The organism is uncultured Virgibacillus sp. (assembly GCF_947495635.1).
Lineage (GTDB): Bacteria > Bacillota > Bacilli > Bacillales > Amphibacillaceae > Virgibacillus > Virgibacillus salarius.
The window spans coordinates 15,739-31,384 of sequence record NZ_CANMAB010000040.1 but is presented as its reverse complement, the minus strand read 5'-3'; the positions used below and the strand labels follow the sequence as shown (position 1 = coordinate 31,384).

Sequence of the window (15,646 nt, the reverse complement as noted above, 5' to 3'; positions counted from 1 at the left end):
AAAAGTAAAAAAAGTGATACGCCCTAAATTGGCGTACCACTTTTTTCAGTTACTGGGTTTTGTCCCAGCCCCTTTTTTGTTTGTTAGCTCAAGTGGATAAATATGGACGTGTTGAGCTAAGTCCAGCTCCAGTTCCCAGAAACGAGTCAACTTCACGAATCACCCCTAATCTAAGTTACATCGGCTCGCAAGCTCACCGTGATTCCTTTATCTCCGTTGACTCGCTCCAGTCGCTACCTTTTTAATCAGACGCTTGCGCTTTTGTTCTAGCAATTTTTCCTTTCGTTAAATGATATAGAAGTATTTCAAATGCTAATTCTTTCTCCATAGATCCTTGCTTCATTGCTGCATCAGCATCTGCTAGTTGATCCATAATATATTCTAAAGTATCTATAGAAAATTGCTTTTCTCGTTGCATAGCTATTTTAATGACATAGGGATGCACCCCAAGTTGCTTTTGCATATGAGATTGACTGTAGCCTTTTTGCTTTAATAACTTCACTCGGAAAATTGTACGAAATTGGAAGGCAAGTAAACCAATCAATGCAATGGGTTCTTCCTTCATTTTTTCTAAATCCTTATATATAGTAATTGCCTTATGTAAATCACGATTCATGACAGCATCCACTAATTTCAATGAAGAATTTGTAGTAGTATGCGATAAGAGTGCTTCAGCAATTTCCCTTGTAATTTCACCATTCTCCCCAACATACATTGCTAATTTTTTCAATTCGCTTTCCAATAAGTGCAAATTCGTGGATAATTCCGATTCTAATAAATCATAAACATCATCACCAATTGTAACATGAAGCTGATCAGCCAATTGCGAAATCCACTTCTTTAGCTCATATTCCTTTATAGCGTTACATGCCACTACAGATGCTTGCTTTTTTAATTGTTTCGTTACTTTTTTCCGTTCGTCAATTTTTTCATATGGCGCAATCAAAACAAGTACGGAAAAATCAACTGGTGCAGACAGATAACGTTGTAGCGACTCAAGATCATGCTCAAACGAAAGTTTATCCGGTTTTGCTTTTAAGAAAACAGCGTTAGTAGCTATGATCAATTTACGCTCACCAAATAAAGGGAATGTTTCCGTATCTGCAATAACATCCTGTATAGATGTTTCTTCTAAATCATAGCTCGATAAATTATCTTTATCATCATCAAGAATGGCTTCCATTAAACGTGTTTTAAGTGATTGTATAAAATAGGGCTCGTTTCCATATAGTAAAAATACTGAGGATATTTGATTTTTTTTTATTTGTTTTACCGCTTCCAAATAGGACATGCAATTCACTCCAACCTTTTTTGCTGTACCTTTATATGGTAAAACGTTAATAGAAGAATGGCAAGGAATAATGAGAGGGAAAAGACTGGCATCTTCTTCCCTCTCCAATCTATATTAACGCTTGCATAACTGCTCTAGAAACAGTCATGTCAAACGATATTTGATCTTATCTATAGATTTTCCCGTCTAAGTAAAAGTATAGATGTTAAGTCTTTCTAAATTTGGGATCCATTCAATTCGATATAAATTTATTGCAAAAGTGGATTTTTTAAAAAATATAATTTATACTAATGGTGATATAGGAGGGGTAATTGTGAACGAATTTGAAAAAGATATTCAATCTAAAAATAATGACGTTGTTGACTCCATCAAAGGTTTTGCATTTTCTTTTATTTTCTTTCTTGTGCTATTTGCAATCGGAGTTATAATTAGTGTAGCAGGAGCCTAAATCCTCATTCGTTTACATAGGTTAGACATGTGAACGTAAGTAAAGAGACTGTGTCACAGTCTCTTTTTTGTTTGGATGAATCATGATATATTACTATGGTAAAAAACGATAAAACGTTCCCCGGTCTTTTATAAATTTAAACTGTATCGCACCATCTCTATCTGTACGCAAAACAATTGCACCACTTTCTCGTAAATTACGGATAACTTCATCTGACGGATGACCATATGAATTGTCCTCACCAACAGAAATTAATGCGTAATGAGGTGCTAATTGTGTTAAAACCTCTTTATCTGTAGATGTTTTACTGCCATGATGTGCTACTTTAAGGACATCAACGTTTATATTTGGGTATGATTTCACTATTTCTTTTTCCTCTTTTTTACTTATATCGCCTGTAAAAAGCCAATTCATTCCCCCAATATTAGTAAATAGAACAAGTGAATTGTCATTTGCTGATTTTCTATCTTCAAATGGTGCCAACACTTTAAAAAGTGTATTTCCTACTACAATTGTATCATTTCTTTTTACAGTAACTACCTCAGAATAGTTCCATACAATCTCCTTGCTGTCAAAAAAATCACTTATAAATATATTATTTACTTCTATATCCTCCAGTATATAATCCACACTTCCAATATGATCCAAATCCTCATGCGACAAAAAGATAGCATCTATTTTGTGAATACCTTTTGCAAATAAATACGGCTGAATAACCTGATTATATACACTCGCCGATGGCTGCTGGTTTGTGTTTGTAACCTTTGAACCAGCATCTATAAGTATCACACCTTTACGATAAGGTAATTCAATAATAAAAGCATCACCTTGTCCGATATCGAGCATTGTTACTGTCCCTATGGGAGAAAAAAATGGTCGGCTTATATCGACTAAAATTATCATTACGATGATAACTCCGCAATAAAATGACTTTACTTGCTTTCCCCTCTCCAAGTAACCCATAAAGAAGAAGAGAAAGAGGTAATATAATATAACAGCAACAAATGACATAGAGCCTGCAACCAAAGGATAATGTAGATAGTTATCTATTTTTCCAATACCAAGCAACACCTGTTCATGAACGACAATAAACAACTGATCGATAATTGAGGATATGGTGGATATAGGAGACGTAAATAAAAGCATTAATAAAGTGGGAATAACAAAGAATGTAAAGTATGGAACAATGAAAAGGTTGAGTAAAATGGATAATGGTTGGAGTATGTGGAAGTAATGAAATAGTAGCGGAATTATCATCATTTGCGCAATGAAACTAATAAGTAGCATCTGTTTGATTGAAGATTTTGTTCGGGATAAGCATTTCCTCGAAAGCAATAATCCAAAGGTTACCATAAATGAGAGCTGAAATCCCACATGATATATAATCAGCTTATCAAATAGAATTAGCACAATAAATGTAATACTAAGTACATCTGTAACACTGATTTTCCATTTGGTTTTATGGAGGATGATAAAAAATATAGCCATGATACTGGCTCGCCATACAGAGGGTTCCCCTCCAGCCATCAGCGCATAGACAGGCAGAAATAGCAGCATTCCCCATTGCGCGTACTCTTTTGTGAAAAGGTTTGTCCTAACTAAAAGAAAATAAGTAATGGTTATCATTAATCCAACATGCAGGCCTGAGATTGCCAATAGATGACTTAATCCCCATTGTCGAAACAATTCAATCGTATCTTTAGCTAAAAAAGATTTATCTCCAAATAATAATGCAAGTATCCAGGCAGCAGTTCCATCACTTATATTTCCGTTAACGTAATCAAGCATGGATGCTCTTATTTGATATATATGATGTAAAAATCCCGTACCTTCTAGACAATCTAACTCGTCTAAACTTGTGATAATGGATTGATAAGAAATCCCTTGCTTATTCGCATATCCTTGATAATCAAATTGACCGGGATTCGTCGCTGGCTTAGGGATATCCAGTAACGTAGAAATCCGACAGGTGGATCCATATGCTATGTGCGGATAGTCGCTGGCCACATGCACTGGATTGTCTGGGAAATACAACATAGAAACTTTGCTATCTGTATTTGCAACTTGAAAGATAAATGATATTTTTTCGGGTTCTACTTGAATAGGAGTAATGATTGTACCTGTTAATTCTTTATCTTGAGGAGGCTGTTTATGGTTAATTTCAATGGTTTCTATTCGAGGGATAAAAAAGGAAAAGAATATAAGGGAGATGAGGGATAGTACAAACGGCATTGCACATATCCTTCTCCTATAAAATAAATAAAATAACCAAACAAGAAATACTGCAGCAATAATAGGGTGATTCATCCATTTAATCAAGCTACTTACAACGACAGCCAATGCAGGAAAATGCCAGAATCCTTTCACATGATTCTCCTTTATCGTAAATTAAATAAATCAAATGCTTTATTTTTCCATTTCTGCAATTCATTAAGATCAATTTCTTCATTTTCTAGCTTCTGTATTAAATTTTGAATGTAATGCTGTTTTTCCAGATAATTTGTATCAACTGTCAAATAATCAAGCTCTACCTTCTTGGTAATAACTCCAGCCTCAGCAAACAACTCGATAGCATAATCATTATTATGATAATCCTCTGCATAATAAACAGTATTGATTCCTGCTTGAATTAATTGCTTACAGCATTGCAGGCATGGGAAGTGTGTTACATAGATATCTGCATTCTCGGTAGGAACACCAAATTTAGCGCATTGCAATAATGCATTTGCCTCAGCATGAATCGTACGTACACAATGCCCGTCGACAACATAACAACCTTCATCAATACAATGAACACTTCCCGAGACACTTCCGTTATAGCCTCCAGCAATAATTCGTTTATCTCTTACAATTGTTGCCCCTACCATTAGTCTAGTACATGTACTGCGTAATGAGAGTAAATGACTTTGCGCCATAAAATATTGATTCCATGAAATTCGTTCCATCATTATTCCCCTTTATGTATTTTTTGAAATCATTCATTTTCAGTTATGGAATTTGAATCTCTTCCTGAAATACTTCAATTGTTTTCTCGCCAATTCCAGAAACGTTTAGTAGATCGTCTATTGTGGTAAATGGCCCGTTTTCTTCTCTGTATCTTACAATTGCCTCTGCCTTTGCTGGTCCAATCCCACTCAAACTCTCAATTTCTTCTACCGAGGCTTGGTTTATACGCAATTTCTCGTTCGTCTCCGTACCTGACAATGACGATGAATAATCACTTTCACTATCTGCAACTGAAATAACCATTTCGTCCTGTACTTTTTGCGCAAGGTTTACTTGGGACTCATCTGCATTTTTAGTAAACCCTCCAGCTACTTCTATTGCATCGATCACACGATCTTCCACTTCCAACTCATAGACACCTGGTTTATTTACTTCACCTTTTACATCCACAACGACAGTACTTGTGTCCTCTACCTGATTCGTACGATTACTGTTCACCGTATCTGTCGGATCAATCGGCTCGCTAGTATCAATGATTTTTGCATCTTCATCACCTGTATCTTTATCTCCGATCATAAGAAGTAAAATGATTATGACGACTGGAATACCAATAAAGAAAAGTACTTTTTTTAATATATTAGAGTACAAATGTTCACCTCCTTTTTGAGGAATAGAAGGAATTTATTTCATTTCTCCTACTTAAAATTCGACATGCTTAACTTGTTTTCCTTTTTAAGAAAAAAAACCGGAAATACAGATTATTCCGGTTTCTTCTCAGCTGAAAAGAAAATTCTTGCTGTATTATTATTTAAACTATCTGCTTTTAATGAAAAATCACCATATACTTTAATATTTTCAAAACCTGACTCATTCAATATTTTTTTATAAATTTCTACAGGAAATGTTCGTTGATGATGTTCCTCTTCAAATCGATGGTATAAATTGTCCTTATCCCTTACAAAAAAAGTTAACTGATGGAACATTTCACCAGGCTGTGTTCCTTCTGCACAAAACCAAATATAAGAAGCATCTTCCGTAACATCAGCGAATGTTTCCCCAAAATAATTATCAGTAATATAGCTAAGCGCGTGAACATCAAATAAAAATAGCCCACCTGGATCGAGTGCTTCGTTTATATTTATAAATGTATCTCTTAAGGAAGCTTCTGACGTAATATAATTAATGACATCACAGTAACTGACTATAGCATCAAGCCCCTGAAGGCCTACAAGACTTCGCAAATCTTGACAAATCCACTGGATAGACATATTTTCTGTAGCAGACTTATGTGCTGCATATGTTAACATATCTGCCGCATAATCTACTCCTGTGACCTGATATCCCTTTTTTGCCAATCGGATTGCTATTTCTCCCGTACCACATCCTAAATCAGCGATCGTCCCAACTTCTCGTTGTCTTGATTTAAACTGAGCTTCCGTAAATGCTACCCATTGATCATAAGGGGCATCTTCCATTAACAGGTCATAAACATTCGCCATTTTTTCGTAAGCCATTACTATTTGTTGTCCTCCAATTGCAATGAGACTGGAGCTGCATCTCCCCAAAGACGCTCTAAATTATAGTAGCTTCTTTCATCCTTATGAAATATATGACAAACGACATCACCTATATCCACTAAAATCCATCTAGCCTGTTCAAATCCCTCTAAACGTTTCAAGGAAATATCGTTCTCTTCCATCTTATCCTTAATCCCCCTTGCTATTGCTTGCACTTGTCGTTCATTACTTCCATGGCATATTAAAAAATAGTCCGCTACTAATGATACTTCGTTCATATCAAGTGCAATAATGTCCTCAGCACGTTTATCATCACACGCTTCGGCTGCAAGTTGTATAATTGTCTTATTTTCCATTAATGGTTACCTCCGTTAACTCTTCTTATTAAATCATTGTACGTATGAAAGGTGTCAGGATAAATGGCAGTATTCTTGTTCATTAAGAATCGAATCGTATTTGCTGATGCCATTAAGCACGCATGTACCAAGTCGACCTTTGCCATCTCCCGCACCTTATCTATACCTGGAAATTTTCTACCGGGTTCTATATAATCAGCTAAAAATATTATCATTTCTAGGTTACTCATATGAGCTCTTCCTGTTGTATGGTAATGAATAGCATTTTGGATATCTATATCCTTTACACCGAATTCTTTCTCAATAAGCAATGCTGCTACTGGACCATGCCATAATTCATGATGATAATCTAATAAGTCTTTAGGTAAATAGGACGTTACTATCCATCGCGCAAGCTCATCCCTCGATCGATATTTCGCGTAATCATGGAAGACGGCTGCAAGTTCTGCTTTTTCAACTTTTTCACCATATAACAAAGCAAGCTCTTTTGCTGTTTCCGCCACGCGTAACGAATGCTCATAGCGAGCTGTTGTTAAGTGTGGCCTCACGATGTCCTTTGCTATCTCAATTTTCATATAAGTGATTCTCCTTAATATAGTTATAAACGGAGTCAGGTAGTAAATAGTGAATGGTTTCACTACGTTCTAACCGTTCCCTTAATAACGTAGAGGAAATCTCTATTAATGGGATGTCTACTTCCACTATTGGATAATGTGTTTGTAAAGAATGAGTAGACCGTTTAACACCAACAAATTGGATTAGTTGCATTAACTCATCAATTCGTTCCCATTTTGGTAAATATTCAACCATATCCGCGCCAATAATGAAATAAAATGTTTTATGAGGATGATTTTTCTTTAATTCCTTTATCGTATCAATTGTATAAGACTTTCCAACACGGTTGATTTCGACTGGATTCACCTTAAAATACCTATTATTCTCTATAGCTAAATGTACCATTTCCAGTCGATTGTTCGGGCTTGTTTTAACATCTTCTTTGTGCGGAGGTGTATAAGATGGGATAAACCACACCTCATCCAATTCAAGCGAAATCCGAACCTCTTCAGCAATGATCAAATGACCAATATGCGGTGGGTCAAACGTTCCTCCTAAGATACCAATACGCTTCATCAATAAACACCTTTTATGGAAGACGAATCTGTTTGTTTTCTGTAGATTCTTTATACAATACGATATTATTCCCAATTATTTGCACGATCTCTGCGTCCGTTCCAGTTGCTAATTGCTCAGCAACGGTGTCTTTATCATCCATACAATTTTGTAAGATACTCACTTTTAACAGTTCTCTTTTTTCTAGTGCATCCTCAATTTGATCAATCATATTTTGATTCACACCTATTTTACCAACTTGGAAAATAGGCTTCAGTTGATTTGCTTGTGCTCGTAAAAAACGTTTTTGCTTACCTGTTAACATATTATCTTCCTTCCAGTATAAGTTGTAATTCTTGATCCATGCGTTCCATTGGTGGCTTTATGCCTGTCCATATTTCATAAGCATATTGTGCCTGATATAGCAACATCGTATGTCCAAAATGCAGAGAAAAACCATAACACTTTGCCTGTGTCAGCAAATTTGTTTCGATCGGTTGATAGATAATATCACTAACAATCGTATCGTTTGGCTTTGTGTTTTTAATTTCAATGATTGATTTATCAGCATACGGTTTCATGCCTACAGAGGTGGTTTGAATAACTACATCATATTGATCAATTTGTTTTTCAACGCTTTCCAATGGCATTACCTGTGACTGCACCTGATATAATCTTATTATATCAAGCGCTTTTTCCTTTGTACGGTTTGCTATGTCTATCGTTGTAAAGCCAGCATCCTGCAATGCAGCATAAATTCCTCTTGCAGCACCACCTGCCCCTAAAATAAGCGCACGTCTATCTGCTTTAGAAAAAAGGCGTGGATATTTACTTTTAAGAGATCGTACATATCCAATACCATCCGTATTATATCCAATCCATTTCCCATTCTTATTACGTACCGTATTTACAGCACCAATTGCCTTTGCCGTATGATCCACTTCGTCAAGAAATGGGATGATTTTTTGTTTGTAAGGAACAGTAATGTTAAATCCATGTAGTTCTTTTTGTCTAAACGCATTTATTTTTTCGCTAAATGACCCTTCAGGATTAATTTCGTAAATCTCATATTCTCCATCTATATGGGTTCGTTTCATAAATTCTTTATGAATCCACGGTGATAATGAATGGGCAATTGGATAACCAATCAATCCAAACCGATACACATTATTTCTCCCCTTCCTAGTTAAACGAATTTCTAATTGATACAGATACACCCTTCGGACTATGGGCTGTTACAGAGGCACCATTTCCTTGAATAGACACCCACCCAAGCCCCGGAAACACAATATCCTTCTTATCTGCTGAAATCCGAAAATCGCTTGGTGTTAAATTAGGAAGTTTTTCTAATGTTTTTTCATTTGGTGGCGATAACAGCTCGCCTAAATGATTTTCATATAAATGCTCGGCATTTTCAAGCTTTGTACGATGAATGGGCAATTGATTGGAAAAGTAGCAAACGAATGACTGCCGCGCTCCTTTGATAAAGTCCAATCTAGCGAGTCCACCAAAAAACAATGTTTGACCGGCATTTAATTGATAAACCCTTGGTTTGATTTCTTTATTAGGAGAAATTGCTTTTAAATCAGGCGGAGATATATAGTGCGCCATCTGTTGTTTATTAACAATTCCCGGAGTATCTATTAATGTAGAATGATCATCTAATGGTATCTTAATGAATCCTAACGTTGTACCTGGAAAATAAGAGGTAGTAATAACCTCACTGTAGCCAGTAGATTGCTTTATTAAGCGATTAATAAATGTTGATTTTCCAACATTTGTTGTTCCAACAATATACACATCCTTATTTTGTCGATAGGCTTCTATTTGATTTGTCAGCTCTTCCATACCATGGCCTTTTGTAGAAGAAATCAAGAATACATCTTTTATGCGAATCCCATTCTCTTTTGCTTGTGAACGTAACCACTGCATTAATTTTCGCTTATTTACCGATTTTGGAAGTAGGTCCATTTTATTTCCAACTAAAATTATGGGGTTATCGCCAACAATACGAGGCAGGCTATTAATCAAGCTGCCATCCACATCAAATATATCAATAACATGTACGATCAGCCCATCTGTTTCTCTTATAGTACTAACCATTGATAGGAAATCATTATCTGTCATCGCGACATCCTGTATTTCATTATAGTGCTTTAAACGGAAGCATCGTTGACATAAAATATCTTCCTTTTCCAAAGAGGATTGTGGTGTATATCCAGGTTGATTCTTATCTGTTGTCTGTATCTCTGCACCACAGCCCTGACAGTATAGTGTTTCCAATCTTATTCCTCCCAGCTAATTTTTCCCTTTTTACGCATATATGAAAGAATCCGTCGTTCAATTCTACGATTAAATCTTGTTATCTTACCGTCTGTTTGCACAATAGGGACAACAAGAATTGTGTAAAACCCAGCAAAATTCCCTCCAAGTACATCAGTCAATATTTGGTCTCCTACCACTACAATCTCTTCTTTCTTTAAACCCATCTTTTTAGCAGTGGTTCTAAATGCTTTACTCAACGGTTTTCTTGCACTAAATACAAATGGTGTATCTAATGGCTCTGAAAACACCTTTACTCGTTCTTGATTATTGTTCGATATAATTGTTACTTTAATCCCATGCTCTTTCATTAGTTTAAACCACTGAACTACTTCAGATGTTGCTTCTTTAACATCCCAAGCTACCAGGGTATTATCTAAATCCGTGATGATCCCCTTAATCCCTTTTTCTTTTAATACGTCGGGATGGATATCAAAAATACTTTTTACATGTTCATTAGGCAGAAATTTTCTTAACACACTTACACCTCTTTATAGTCTATCTACTAGCAGTATTCATACGAATCTCCATTATAACCTTATCCTATAACAACTTTCTACAATAATAAAGCGAAACTTCATTCTAATGTTAAGAACAAAGGCAAAAACGTCACCTCCTGTGACAACGCCTTTGTGACCCACATCCTATAGAGCCGAGCTTATCGGACATTCACTAGCAGTTATCTCCATACCATGTGTGATTTATTATCAAGACGAAACTTTGTCGATGATAAACCCTTATCATGTAGACAAGTACAACTAGAAATCCTTGATCTATGTCATTTCATCAAGAAGTATGTATGTTCACCCGAAAATATGAATAAATCGTTCGACAAATACCTTCATTTTTTGCATTGTGGATAACTTTATTAACAATTTTCGAGTTGATGTAATAATGTTTTTAAGGATTTTTTTGAGTTTGTACACAGGTTATCTACAGTCAAATGTAGATAACTTCTGCCTTGTCCTGCTTGTTAGAACATGGTAAATTTATATTAACTTAAATCCAGAAGATTCCCACTCTTAGGAGGGCTGTATTTATGGAACATTTGTCAGACGAATTATTACTTGAATCATACTTTACAGCAAATGAATTAAATTTAAGCCCCGATTTCCTCTCCCTGATTGAAGAAGAGATTCATAGAAGACGATTATCACATAAAATAAAAAATATAAAATCAGGTTAAAAAAAATAATGTATTATAAATATGAAGAAACACGAAAACCCTTGAAGAATTTGCGAATCCTAAGGGTTTTTTATTTTTATTGATAATTTAATGTGTTAAACTATTTCTTGGATAAATGATTACATATGGTAGTATCAAAGCCATACTTATCAACCAATTTACCTACTTTTTTTAAAAAGTAGATTTAGAAAAACTAGACCCTAGCAAGATGTCATTTCCCCGATGGATATGTACCACTTTCAGTCATTCTCTAATTTCTGTAATGGAATAAGCAATAACGTACAAATTAATAACAACAGCATTGATATTTTTGAAGGAGGAATCCCGTTCGATGATCTTAGCAGTACTAGTTCCGCTTCTTATTGCATGCTTTATTCCTGCATTAAGTAAATTAAAAGCAAAAATACATACAGGAATTTTTGTATTCTTTGTTCCGTTCATTATTTTTCTTTATTTTGTTCAATTTGTAGGAAATGATTTCTCACCACAAATAGAGCAGTATAGTTGGATACCATCCTTAGGTATAAATTTAGATTTTTACTTAGATGGCCTAAGTTTATTGTTCGTACTATTAATTAGTGGTATTGGTTCATTGGTCGTACTCTATTCCATCTATTATTTACATAAGTCGGAGCGATTAGGACATTTTTATGTTTACCTTCTTATGTTCATGAGTGCAATGCTTGGTGTCGTTTTATCTGATAATATCTTTGTGCTTTATACATTTTGGGAGCTAACATCTATATCTTCCTTCTTGTTGATTGGTTATTGGCATTTCAAGGAGCGGTCACGGTATGGAGCATTAAAATCCATGCTTATCACTGTATTTGGTGGATTAAGTATGTTGGGCGGTTTCATTTTATTATATGTAGTAACTGGTACAACCAGCATCCAAGAAATGATCAGCCAGGTTGATGTCATTTTAGATAGCAATTACTTACCATTGATTTTAGGATTTATTTTATTAGGAGCATTTACAAAATCGGCTCAATTTCCATTCCATATTTGGCTACCAGATGCAATGGAAGCACCTACACCAGTAAGTGCCTATCTCCACTCGGCGACGATGGTAAAGGCTGGGATATTTTTAATAGCCAGATTTTCTCCCATATTCTCTAGCTATGAATGGTTCTTTTTGATTGTAAGTATAGTCGGGATTATCACTCTTTGTTGGGGATCGTATATGTCTGTCAGACAAACGGATTTAAAAGCTATTCTTGCTTTTTCAACAATTAGTCAGCTCGGAATGATTATGGCAATGCTTGGATTTGGTACAACAATTGCCGTTTTCGCAGCTGTGTTCCATATTTTAAATCATGCTACATTTAAAGGCAGTCTATTTATGATTGCTGGAATTGTGGATCACGAGACAGGTACAAGGGATATCCGCAAGCTCGGTGGTTTAGCTACATTTATGCCAATTACAGCAACACTAGCTATATTTGCAACATTTTCAATGGCTGGAGTTCCTTTACCTTTTCTTAATGGTTTCTACAGTAAAGAACTCTTCTTTGATGCTGGTATTCAGTTAGATAATTCAGGATTCTGGTCACAAGCCATTCCCTATTTAGCAGTTCTTGGTAGTATTTTTACATTTGTATATTCGATGTACTTATTTTTTGGAACCTTTACGGGGAAAAAGCATCTTGAACAACTGCCTAAAAAACCACATGAAGCGCCTTTTGGTATGCTTGTTTCACCTATCATCTTAGTGCTTGGCGTTATTCTGATTGGACTATTGCCTAATATGGCAAACACTCCATTCTTGCAGCACGCTGCAGAAGCTATTAATGGCGACACAGAGTTTTATAAAGTTAAGTTTTGGCATGGTTGGGATTCTCCTGCGTTTAGAATGTCACTCGTTGTTGTTACATTAGGTATTATTCTGTTTGTAACACGAAAAAGATGGCAAGCTGTTTATCAAGTATTACCTGGAAAGGCAAGCTTTAATAAGGTGTACGATGCAATTGTAGCCAACATGGATAGCGTATCTCGATCTGTAACTAATTTCTACATGACAGGCTCATTAAAAACATATATGTCTCTAATTCTTGGAACAACACTCGTTGTCTCCTTCTTCGTTATGTTCGTAAGTAACGGCTTTACTGTTAGTACAGATCAATTAGCTGATATATCATTTATTGAAATTGCAGTTGTTCTTATTATGATTATTGCTGCTATTGGAACAATATATATGAATCATAATGTAGCGGCGGTACTTGTGCTAGGTGTTGTTGGCTTTGGAGTGGCGATTTTATTTGTCATTTATCGAGCCCCAGACATCGCTTTAACACAATTAGTCATTGAAACAGTGTCTGTAGCATTGTTCTTATTATGCTTCTACCACCTTCCAAAACTAAGGAAATCAACGGATTCAGCTAAAACAAAGACAATGAATGCGATTATTTCCATTGGGTTTGGTGCGTTGATTACGATGGTAGCTATTTCTGCTCATAGCAGCAGGTGGTTTGAATCTATATCTGATTATTTTGTGGAGAATTCCTATAAACTTGGTGGTGGAGATAATATTGTTAATGTAATTCTTGTAGACATGCGTGGGTTGGATACATTATTTGAGATCGCTGTGCTTGGAATTGCAGCACTTGCGATATTTGGCCTCATTAAAAATAAAAAGAATAAGGAGGCAGAATAAATATGGAAATTATCACTTCTATTTTAGCGGGAGTGTTATTTGCAACGGCTATCTATAATATTTTACAGAAGCAATTACTTCGGATAGTAATTGGTACGGCTTTGCTGTCTCACGGAGCACATATACTCATACTTACTATGGGTAGATTAAAAACAGGGCTGCCTCCTATTCTTACTGAAGGAATTTCCGACTATACAGATCCATTGCCACAGGCATTAATCCTAACGTCTATCGTTATTAGCTTTGGTGTCACAAGTCTGCTATTAGTATTGGCCTATCGTACGACGAAAGAAAATAATACAGACAATATGGAACAATTAAGGGGTAACGAAAATGAGTAATTTAGCAGTATTACCAATCATCATTCCATTGATATCAGCAGTGATTCTAATATTCTTTAATCAAAAAGTAAAGGTATCAAGAGCACTTTCAAAACTGTTTTCTTTAATAAGTCTAGGAACTTCTAGTTATATCACTTGGTATGTATTCACTAATGGTACGATTATCTTGGAAACAGGGGATTGGCTAGCTCCATATGGTATTATCCTTGTTATGGACGGATTAGCAGCTATATTAGTGTTAACAACTAACATTATTGCTGTTGCATGTGCATTCTATGCACCTAACGCTGGATTAGAAAAAAGGGAAACGTTTTATTTCTATCCCTTTTTCTTCTTCCTTATAACTGGAGTATCTGGAGCGTTTATTACCGGCGACCTATTTAACCTCTTTGTATTTTTCGAGGTTTTACTTATGGCTTCCTACGGCCTGATCGTTCTTGGTGGTGGAAAAGTACAGCTAAGAGAATCACTTAAATATTTATTGATTAACTTGTTTTCCTCCATGCTTTTCGTTACTGCAGTAGCGTTTCTTTATGCTGTTGTAGGTACTGTAAATATGGCTCAGATTGCTCAAAGAGTTCAAGAGGTTGAACAACAAGGGATCTTAACTACGATTGGAATATTGCTGTTCTTTGTATTTGCTACGAAAGCGGCATTATTCCCACTCTATTACTGGCTTCCTAAATCCTACATCGTACCAAATCCTGTCATTTCAGCTCTATTTGGAGCATTATTGACGAAGGTAGGAATATATTCTATTTTACGTGTATTTACTTTGATCTTTGTTCATAAAACGGATATGACACATGAGATGTTTATTTGGATCGCTGGTCTATCTATGATTTTTGGTGTAATTGGCGCACTTTCAACTTCTAATATTAAATTAATTATTGCTTATAACATCATTCCTGCTATAGGTTTTATTATCTTAGGGATTGGATTATTAAATCAGGATGGAATTAGTGGTTCTATCTACTACCTGATTAACGATATGATCATTAAATCCGTCTTATTTTTACTTGTCGGAGTAATTGCATATGTTGCAGGGACTTCTGACTTGCGAAAAATGGGTGGACTCATTCACTATTATCCATTCTTAGGATGGCTCTTGTTCGTTTCGGCGTTAGTATTAGCAGGTTTACCTCCGTTCAGTGGTTTTATTGGTAAGCTACTATTACTAAAAGGCGCATTCGAGCAAGGAGAAATCGCCATTGTTATTATCGGTCTAATTACTAGCCTGTTGATCCTCTACTCTGTTGTTAAAATATTTATTAACGGGTTTTGGGGAGATAAAGAAACGATGGCGGAACTACCTAAAAAATCTACCAAAGGGCTTCTCGCACCAGTTGTTAGCCTGCTAGCTCTTTCTGTGATATTAGGTGTTGGAGCAGAATTTTTCTATCCGCATATCGAGTCAATTGCCACTTATTTACTTGATCCGGAAATCTACATTGATTCTGTATTAAAGGAGTAATT

General features: G+C 35.6%; 17 protein-coding genes. 5 read left to right on the top strand and 12 right to left on the bottom strand.

Annotated features, from left to right (window positions below; all coding sequences use genetic code 11):
* Window positions 1-241 precede the first annotated feature (241 nt).
* A complete protein-coding gene (holA, locus tag Q1A47_RS10600) occupies window positions 242-1,291 on the bottom strand; it encodes a DNA polymerase III subunit delta (RefSeq protein WP_166530686.1) in 1,050 nt (349 codons plus the stop codon).
* Between the two features lie 313 nt (window positions 1,292-1,604).
* On the opposite strand from holA, the gene Q1A47_RS10595 reads away from it, so the two are divergent.
* Window positions 1,605-1,739: a YqzM family protein gene (locus tag Q1A47_RS10595; protein WP_026681205.1), complete on the top strand. Its 135-nt coding sequence runs from the start codon at window positions 1,605-1,607 to the stop codon at window positions 1,737-1,739.
* Between the two features lie 93 nt (window positions 1,740-1,832).
* Here Q1A47_RS10595 and Q1A47_RS10590 read toward each other — a convergent pair whose 3' ends face one another.
* The 11 genes from Q1A47_RS10590 to Q1A47_RS10540 all read right to left on the bottom strand — a co-directional run bounded on the left by Q1A47_RS10590 (window position 1,833) and on the right by Q1A47_RS10540 (window position 10,469).
* Window positions 1,833-4,106 carry a DNA internalization-related competence protein ComEC/Rec2 gene (locus Q1A47_RS10590; protein WP_166530687.1) on the bottom strand — a complete coding sequence of 758 codons (2,274 nt, stop codon included), beginning with the start codon at window positions 4,104-4,106 and terminating at the stop codon, window positions 1,833-1,835.
* Window positions 4,107-4,117: 11 nt separating this feature from the next.
* Window positions 4,118-4,684 (bottom strand): ComE operon protein 2, encoded by a 567-nt coding sequence (locus Q1A47_RS10585; protein WP_166530688.1) that lies wholly within the window; start codon window positions 4,682-4,684, stop codon window positions 4,118-4,120.
* 43 nt (window positions 4,685-4,727) lie between these two features.
* Window positions 4,728-5,333 (bottom strand): helix-hairpin-helix domain-containing protein, encoded by a 606-nt coding sequence (locus tag Q1A47_RS10580; protein ID WP_026681208.1) that lies wholly within the window; start codon window positions 5,331-5,333, stop codon window positions 4,728-4,730.
* 110 nt (window positions 5,334-5,443) lie between these two features.
* Window positions 5,444-6,199: a class I SAM-dependent methyltransferase gene (locus Q1A47_RS10575; RefSeq protein ID WP_034678976.1), complete on the bottom strand. Its 756-nt coding sequence runs from the start codon at window positions 6,197-6,199 to the stop codon at window positions 5,444-5,446.
* Window positions 6,200-6,201: 2 nt separating this feature from the next.
* Window positions 6,202-6,558, bottom strand: coding sequence for a ribosome silencing factor (gene rsfS / locus Q1A47_RS10570; RefSeq protein ID WP_026681210.1), 357 nt, complete (start codon window positions 6,556-6,558; stop codon window positions 6,202-6,204).
* On the bottom strand, window positions 6,558-7,133 hold the full coding sequence (gene yqeK, locus Q1A47_RS10565; protein WP_166530689.1) for a bis(5'-nucleosyl)-tetraphosphatase (symmetrical) YqeK: 576 nt from the start codon (window positions 7,131-7,133) through the stop codon (window positions 6,558-6,560). The genes rsfS and yqeK overlap by 1 nt, the downstream gene beginning before the upstream one ends.
* Complete coding sequence (locus Q1A47_RS10560; RefSeq protein ID WP_026681212.1) at window positions 7,123-7,689, bottom strand: nicotinate-nucleotide adenylyltransferase; 567 nt, start codon at window positions 7,687-7,689, stop codon at window positions 7,123-7,125. The genes yqeK and Q1A47_RS10560 overlap by 11 nt, the downstream gene beginning before the upstream one ends.
* A gap of 13 nt (window positions 7,690-7,702) precedes the next feature.
* Complete coding sequence (yhbY, locus tag Q1A47_RS10555) at window positions 7,703-7,993, bottom strand: ribosome assembly RNA-binding protein YhbY (RefSeq protein ID WP_026681213.1); 291 nt, start codon at window positions 7,991-7,993, stop codon at window positions 7,703-7,705.
* Window position 7,994: 1 nt separating this feature from the next.
* On the bottom strand, window positions 7,995-8,834 hold the full coding sequence (gene aroE, locus Q1A47_RS10550) for a shikimate dehydrogenase (RefSeq protein ID WP_026681214.1): 840 nt from the start codon (window positions 8,832-8,834) through the stop codon (window positions 7,995-7,997).
* Window positions 8,835-8,850: 16 nt separating this feature from the next.
* Window positions 8,851-9,951, bottom strand: a complete 1,101-nt coding sequence (gene yqeH, locus Q1A47_RS10545; RefSeq protein ID WP_026681215.1) for a ribosome biogenesis GTPase YqeH — start codon at window positions 9,949-9,951, stop codon at window positions 8,851-8,853.
* Between the two features lie 2 nt (window positions 9,952-9,953).
* Entirely contained in the window at window positions 9,954-10,469 is a 516-nt protein-coding gene (locus Q1A47_RS10540) for a YqeG family HAD IIIA-type phosphatase (RefSeq protein ID WP_026681216.1), read from the bottom strand.
* Window positions 10,470-11,029: 560 nt separating this feature from the next.
* Here Q1A47_RS10540 and Q1A47_RS10535 point away from each other — a divergent pair.
* From Q1A47_RS10535 to Q1A47_RS10520, 4 genes are all read left to right on the top strand, one after another.
* A complete protein-coding gene (locus Q1A47_RS10535; protein WP_026681217.1) occupies window positions 11,030-11,176 on the top strand; it encodes a sporulation histidine kinase inhibitor Sda in 147 nt (48 codons plus the stop codon).
* A gap of 331 nt (window positions 11,177-11,507) precedes the next feature.
* On the top strand, window positions 11,508-13,829 hold the full coding sequence (locus Q1A47_RS10530) for a Na+/H+ antiporter subunit A (protein WP_166530690.1): 2,322 nt from the start codon (window positions 11,508-11,510) through the stop codon (window positions 13,827-13,829).
* Between the two features lie 2 nt (window positions 13,830-13,831).
* On the top strand, window positions 13,832-14,170 hold the full coding sequence (locus tag Q1A47_RS10525) for a Na(+)/H(+) antiporter subunit C (protein WP_166530691.1): 339 nt from the start codon (window positions 13,832-13,834) through the stop codon (window positions 14,168-14,170).
* Window positions 14,163-15,644, top strand: coding sequence for a Na+/H+ antiporter subunit D (locus tag Q1A47_RS10520; protein ID WP_026681220.1), 1,482 nt, complete (start codon window positions 14,163-14,165; stop codon window positions 15,642-15,644). Before Q1A47_RS10525 ends, Q1A47_RS10520 begins: the two co-directional genes overlap by 8 nt.
* Window positions 15,645-15,646 lie beyond the last annotated feature (2 nt).

Bases quoted from the DNA above. Each gene is read 5' to 3' on its own strand.
- yhbY (WP_026681213.1), bottom strand. From the start codon at position 7,993: ATGTTAACAGGTAAGCAAAAACGTTTTTTACGAGCACAAGCAAATCAA.
- Q1A47_RS10575 (WP_034678976.1), bottom strand. From the start codon at position 6,199: ATGGCTTACGAAAAAATGGCGAATGTTTATGACCTGTTAATGGAAGAT.
- yqeK (WP_166530689.1), bottom strand. From the start codon at position 7,133: ATGAAAATTGAGATAGCAAAGGACATCGTGAGGCCACACTTAACAACA.
- Q1A47_RS10530 (WP_166530690.1), top strand. From the start codon at position 11,508: ATGATCTTAGCAGTACTAGTTCCGCTTCTTATTGCATGCTTTATTCCT.
- Q1A47_RS10585 (WP_166530688.1), bottom strand. From the start codon at position 4,684: ATGGAACGAATTTCATGGAATCAATATTTTATGGCGCAAAGTCATTTA.
- Q1A47_RS10535 (WP_026681217.1), top strand. From the start codon at position 11,030: ATGGAACATTTGTCAGACGAATTATTACTTGAATCATACTTTACAGCA.
- Q1A47_RS10520 (WP_026681220.1), top strand. From the start codon at position 14,163: ATGAGTAATTTAGCAGTATTACCAATCATCATTCCATTGATATCAGCA.
- Q1A47_RS10560 (WP_026681212.1), bottom strand. From the start codon at position 7,689: ATGAAGCGTATTGGTATCTTAGGAGGAACGTTTGACCCACCGCATATT.
- rsfS (WP_026681210.1), bottom strand. From the start codon at position 6,558: ATGGAAAATAAGACAATTATACAACTTGCAGCCGAAGCGTGTGATGAT.
- Q1A47_RS10525 (WP_166530691.1), top strand. From the start codon at position 13,832: ATGGAAATTATCACTTCTATTTTAGCGGGAGTGTTATTTGCAACGGCT.
- holA (WP_166530686.1), bottom strand. From the start codon at position 1,291: ATGTCCTATTTGGAAGCGGTAAAACAAATAAAAAAAAATCAAATATCC.